Genomic DNA, 5,651 nt, shown 5'->3' with positions numbered 1-5,651 from the left:
TGAGTCTCATTCAAACTCACTCCAATTTCATGGTTATTAGGCTAAAAAAATAGATATATCACTCTAAAAAAGCCTAATTGTGGGGTTGCTTTGACCATTATTAACTCCAAATATTATATCGGTGGATGGTTTCCACAGTTAATAGACAGCTTCATATAGTTCTTATTCTTCGATTTGTAGGGTGTTTTCCATTTGGAACGGACATTCAGTAGGCGTTTAAAAAGCATGATATGTGGAATTAAACATCTGAATCGATTATTTCCACATTTAGGATAATACCAATCACAGGAGGTTACTATAGATGAGCAATCGTTTTGATAGACAAACAGAAGGACAACCCAAACAAGAACAACAAAGACAACCAGGTTATGAAAATCCAATGAATCCCTCACCTCTTCATGCAGATGAAGATTATCAGAGTGGTAATAAATTAAAAGGAAAAGTTGCTTTAATAACAGGTGCTGACAGCGGTATAGGGCGTTCAGTCGCAATAGGGTACGCGAAGGAAGGTGCGGATGTAGCAATATCGTACTTAGACGAACACGAAGATGCAGAAGACACAAAAGCAAAGATTGAGGCTGAAGGGCAATGCGCTGTGCTTTTACCAGGGGATGTTGGAGATGAATCAACATGTAAGCAACTAGTAAAGCAAACTGTTGATCAATTAGGAAAGCTTGATGTCCTTGTTAATAATGCAGCGGAACAACATCCAACTGATGATATAGAAAACATCACTGCAGAACAACTTGAACAAACTTTTCGAACGAATGTCTTCTCTATGTTCCACATGACAAAAGCGGCTTTACCGCATTTGAAACAAGGTAGTTCTATAATTAATACAGCTTCTATAAATCCGTATGTGGGAAATGAACATCTCGTAGATTATACTTCTTCTAAAGGGGCAGTGGTTGCATTTACTCGCTCCATGGCCAGACAGCTTGTTAACAGAGGAATTCGAGTAAACGGTATTGCTCCAGGTCCAATTTGGACACCTTTAATTCCTGCAACATTTAACGAAGAAAAAGTTTCTGAATTTGGTAAAAGCACCCTAATGGGACGTCCGGGTCAACCTGTTGAGCATGTTGGAAGTTATGTTCTCTTAGCATCAGATGATTCGACCTATATGACAGGACAATTTATTCATATTAATGGTGGTATGTTCACTTCTAGTTAAACTTCCCTTTTTTACTTTCATTCCATTTTATCAATTATAAAGGTCATAAAAAGCCTTCTTAGCAAGCGTCATCTTACTAAGGAGGCTTCTATTTATCTACTATTATATTATTTTACTAAATAGGCATACTCACTTTTAATTTCAGTTATAAGAGATTGAACTACTTTCCCTTTAAATTGATCAGGAACGGATACGCCTTTAGGGTTCTCATAATAATAAGCGCCTATCTGATTATCATAGGAAAAACCTAGTTCTTTAATTTGATTTTTTACATCGTTTGGTAAATTGGAGGTTCCTGTACTAGACTTAAAGTATTCTGTAGGATAAATTTTAACACCTACATCATCCGTAGTGGAGTGAATCACAAACAAATCCGTTTCAGAATGGGTAATCCATATACCTTTTGATGCAATGGAGATCCCCATATTTTTCAGACCAGAAATTTGTTGAAGGTTTATCCCATAAATGTTTAAAATAACTTCTTTTGCTTCTTGAGCGTATTTTTCATTAGCCGTACCATTAAAGTAATGTTCAAATACTTTTGCTTTTGGCATCGCCATTATTTGTTCGTCCATGGATGTAGAATCTTCTTTAATACCAAGACTTTTTCGAACACCTTTCATAATTTCAGCAGAGTATTGTTCCTGATTGATAGTATTGGTTGATACTCTCGAAAAGGATTTATCAGCTGCATGATATAAGTAAGAGGAAATCTCGTCTAAATCATAACCGTAAATAGCCTCAACAGCTCTCTTCACATCGTAACCAACCTTAGGCTTGTTCTCCCCAAAATAATACCGCTCTAAAATTTCAACCTTTGGTCTAGACATAATCACTTCGTCCTTTTCAGTTGAATGTTTATTAATTCGCATGCTTTTACGTACGGGCTCCATGATTTCCGTGGGATAGTATTTATGTAGGGTTTCTTGTTGTGAGGTTTCTTTAACATCTGTTTCAGCTAATACGCTTTCCTGACCAAGAGACATTATACCAGTTAATAGATATAAAACGCATAGCAAAGATAATGGTTTTGTGAAACGCTTTTGCATGTGAGAATACCTCCAGTAGAAATAATATTTTATTATAATCTATTATTCGACAATTTAATTGTAACCTTAATCTAGAAAAAATGGTATAACTTAATGATGATATTTTTCCTAGCGCTTATTCAAACAAGGTAATAACCTTGCCATGTAGTACTTTTGCAGTGTTTAAGTACATAAAAAAATCGGGAGTATATACCCCCGATTTACTTCTATAAGTGTTTAACTCTATACACCTTTATATGCTTTTCTATATATTTCAGCTAATTCCGACACAAGTGGCATTTTCGGATTAGCTGTTGTACATTGATCCTCAAATGCACGATCTGCTAATTGCTCTATTTTACTATCAAATTCCTTCGCATCTACACCATTCTCCGCTATGCTCATTGGAATATTAAGTTCTTTTGCTAAACGAATAATTGCTTGCACTAAGCTTTCTACTCCTTCTTCTATTGTGCGAGATGGCAAGCCAAGAATCCGGGAAATCTCTGCATATCTTTCGTCTGCTTTGAAATGTTCGTATTTCGGAAAAGCCGTAAACTTGGTCGGTTTTGTTGCATTATACCGCACGACATGTGGAAGAAGGATTGCATTAGAGCGACCATGAGCAATGTGGAATTCTGCTCCTAACTTATGGGCTAAGCTATGGTTAATTCCCAGGAATGCATTGGCAAAAGCCATACCAGCTATGGTAGAAGCATTGTGCATTTTTTCTCTTGCTTCTTCATCTTTATCGCCATTACGATATGCTCTAGGTAAATATTCAAAAACTAATTGTATAGCCTTAATAGCTAATCCATCTGTATAGTCATTGGCCATATTGGATACATAAGCCTCAATAGCATGTGTCAGTACATCCATTCCTGTATCTGCCGTAACTGCTTTAGGAACCGTCATGACAAACTGTGGATCAATGATTGCTACATCAGGTGTTAATTCGTAATCTGCTAAAGGATATTTCACATTATTTTCTTTATCTGTGATAACGGAAAAGGAAGTAACCTCAGAACCTGTTCCAGATGTAGTCGGGATAGCTACGAATTGCGCTTGTAATCCTAATTCAGGATATTTAAAAACGCGTTTTCGAATATCAAGAAATTTTTGTTTTAACCCACTAAAATCTGTTGTTGGATGTTCGTAGAAAAGCCACATTCCTTTTGCCGCATCCATCGCTGATCCACCACCAAGTGCAATTATGACATCTGGTTGGAATTGCTTCATCATTTCAGCACCTCTCATAACTGTATCGCTAGACGGATCTGGCTCTACATCTGAAAAGATTTCACAATGTACGTAGTCAGGGCGTTTACGTAGATAATGAAGAATTTTATCTACATAACCTAATTTGACCATTCCTTCATCTGTTACAATAAATGCTTTCGATATCTTAGGCATTTTAGCCAAGTATTGAATGGAGTTTTTCTCAAAATAAATCTTTGGTGGTATTTTAAACCATTGCATATTGTTGGTTCGCTTAGCCATTTTTTTAATATTGATTAAGTGTACAGCTCCTACATTTGTGGACACAGAGTTTCCTCCAAACGTACCGCACCCTAGAGTAAGGGAAGGCATATAGGCATTATAAATATCTCCAATTGCACCTTGTGAAGAAGGAGCATTTACAATAAGACGTCCTGCTTTCATCCGTATTCCAAATGAGTCAATCACTTGTTGATCTTCTGAATGAATTACAGCTGAGTGACCTAACCCACCAAACTCAAGCATTTCTTCAGCTCTTTTTAATCCTTCCTCTGTAGTATTTGCTTTATAGCATGCCAGAACTGGACTTAACTTTTCACGAGAAAGTGGATAATCTGGACCCACACCTTTTAATTCAGCTATTAGTATTTTCACATCTTCAGGAACTTCGATACCTGCCATTCTTGCAATTTCATAAGCTGGCTTTCCGACAATGTCAGCATTAACAGCACAGGATGTTTCGTTAATTACAAGTTTTTCTACCATTGCTATTTCGTCCTTGTTTAAGAAATAGCATTTGTTATTCACCATTTCCTGCTTCACATTTTCATAGATTTCTTTGTCGATGATAACAGCTTGTTCTGAAGCACAAATCATGCCGTTATCGAACGTTTTAGAAAGAATAAGATCATTTACAGAACGTTTTATATTTGCTGTTTTTTCAATATAACAAGGTACATTTCCAGGTCCTACTCCGAGAGCAGGCTTTCCGGAACTGTAAGCGGATTTAACCATCCCTGCCCCTCCTGTGGCAAGAATTAATGATACACCGTCATGCGTCATTAATTGTTGGGTTGCATCTAAAGATGGGTGAGTAATCCATTGCACACAGTTTTCTGGTGCTCCAGCTCTTATGGCAGCATCTCTAACAACTCGAGCCGCTTCACTACTACATTGTTGAGCAGAAGGATGAAAAGCAAAGATAATCGGATTTCCTGTTTTAATAGAAGTAATTGCTTTAAACATTGTCGTAGAAGTAGGATTGGTTACAGGAGTAACACCAGCTATAACACCAACTGGTTCAGCAATCTCAACCATACCTTCTTGTGTTTGATCATTGATTACGCCGACTGTTTTATCGTACTTAATATTATGATAGATATATTCTGTAGCGAATAGATTCTTGATAATCTTGTCTTCATAGACACCTCGCTTGGTTTCTTCAACAGCTAATTTTGCTAGAGGCATATGTTGATCTAGTCCTGCTAGAGCCATTTCTTTTACAACATAATCAACTTGCTCCTGAGTTAACTTCTTCATTTCCTCTAAAGCTTTCTTAGCATTACCCACCAATACATCAACCATTTTAGAAGCAGTTTCTTGCTTTAGTTTCTTCTCTTCTACAGACATGATTAAAACCTCCTATTATGTGAAATATTTCACATGTTTATTTATACATCTTCTACAATTTATATAACTCATGTTGACTAGCAAAACATTATTCACAAACTGGATTGCGTGGTATTTTCACAAAGGAAATATCTTTGTACATTCTGGCATTTTGTTTAATAATTACAACATGATTTACTGTCCATATAAATGATGGAATCTCTTGCCCATCCTCTACCATCATTGCTTCAAATTCATCACCAACGTTGTTCTCAAATACGTTTAATGTGTAGGTTTCTGTATCGGTTGAAAAATCTCTCCATTCGCAGAGGATCATGATTATCACTCCTTGTCTTTTTGATTAACTTTATAGTATCACCTGATAACGCTTTCATTTTCAGAGAGTTATTACAGATTTGTGAACTATTTCACAATCATTCCTTATCGCGATTCTTCAATAAATTATTTTCATTGATATATGCACTTTAATACCGGATTACCTATCATTAATAGTTACAACTTTATCTCAGGAGACTATATATTAATAGTCTGCATTAAATATAGCTGATATAAGAATGAAATAGTTTTATGTTCTTCCATATAAGCACCATTATGTTGAAGAC

The 5,651-nt window shown here is 36.1% G+C and carries 4 protein-coding genes; 1 reads left to right on the top strand and 3 read right to left on the bottom strand.

Annotated elements, in window-relative coordinates:
• Positions 1-301 precede the first annotated feature (301 nt).
• On the top strand, positions 302-1,174 hold the full coding sequence (locus N782_RS20175) for an SDR family oxidoreductase (RefSeq protein WP_036824760.1): 873 nt from the start codon (positions 302-304) through the stop codon (positions 1,172-1,174).
• A 107-nt stretch (positions 1,175-1,281) separates the two neighbouring features.
• Here N782_RS20175 and N782_RS20865 read toward each other — a convergent pair whose 3' ends face one another.
• The 3 genes from N782_RS20865 to N782_RS20160 form a co-directional block, all read right to left on the bottom strand.
• Positions 1,282-2,223, bottom strand: a complete 942-nt coding sequence (locus N782_RS20865) for a hypothetical protein (RefSeq protein ID WP_052111474.1) — start codon at positions 2,221-2,223, stop codon at positions 1,282-1,284.
• 222 nt (positions 2,224-2,445) lie between these two features.
• Positions 2,446-5,049, bottom strand: coding sequence for a bifunctional acetaldehyde-CoA/alcohol dehydrogenase (adhE, locus tag N782_RS20165; RefSeq protein ID WP_036824757.1), 2,604 nt, complete (start codon positions 5,047-5,049; stop codon positions 2,446-2,448).
• A gap of 88 nt (positions 5,050-5,137) precedes the next feature.
• Positions 5,138-5,365 (bottom strand): hypothetical protein, encoded by a 228-nt coding sequence (locus N782_RS20160; protein WP_036824754.1) that lies wholly within the window; start codon positions 5,363-5,365, stop codon positions 5,138-5,140.
• Positions 5,366-5,651 lie beyond the last annotated feature (286 nt).

Source organism: Pontibacillus yanchengensis Y32, from assembly GCF_000770635.1.
GTDB lineage: Bacteria > Bacillota > Bacilli > Bacillales > BH030062 > Pontibacillus > Pontibacillus yanchengensis.
This window is presented reverse-complemented; position numbering and strand designations above follow the sequence as displayed.

Coding starts and splice junctions, on each gene's coding strand:
- N782_RS20160 (WP_036824754.1), bottom strand. CDS start 5,365: ATGATCCTCTGCGAATGGAGAGATTTTTCAACCGATACAGAAACCTAC.
- adhE (WP_036824757.1), bottom strand. CDS start 5,049: ATGTCTGTAGAAGAGAAGAAACTAAAGCAAGAAACTGCTTCTAAAATG.
- N782_RS20175 (WP_036824760.1), top strand. CDS start 302: ATGAGCAATCGTTTTGATAGACAAACAGAAGGACAACCCAAACAAGAA.
- N782_RS20865 (WP_052111474.1), bottom strand. CDS start 2,223: ATGCAAAAGCGTTTCACAAAACCATTATCTTTGCTATGCGTTTTATAT.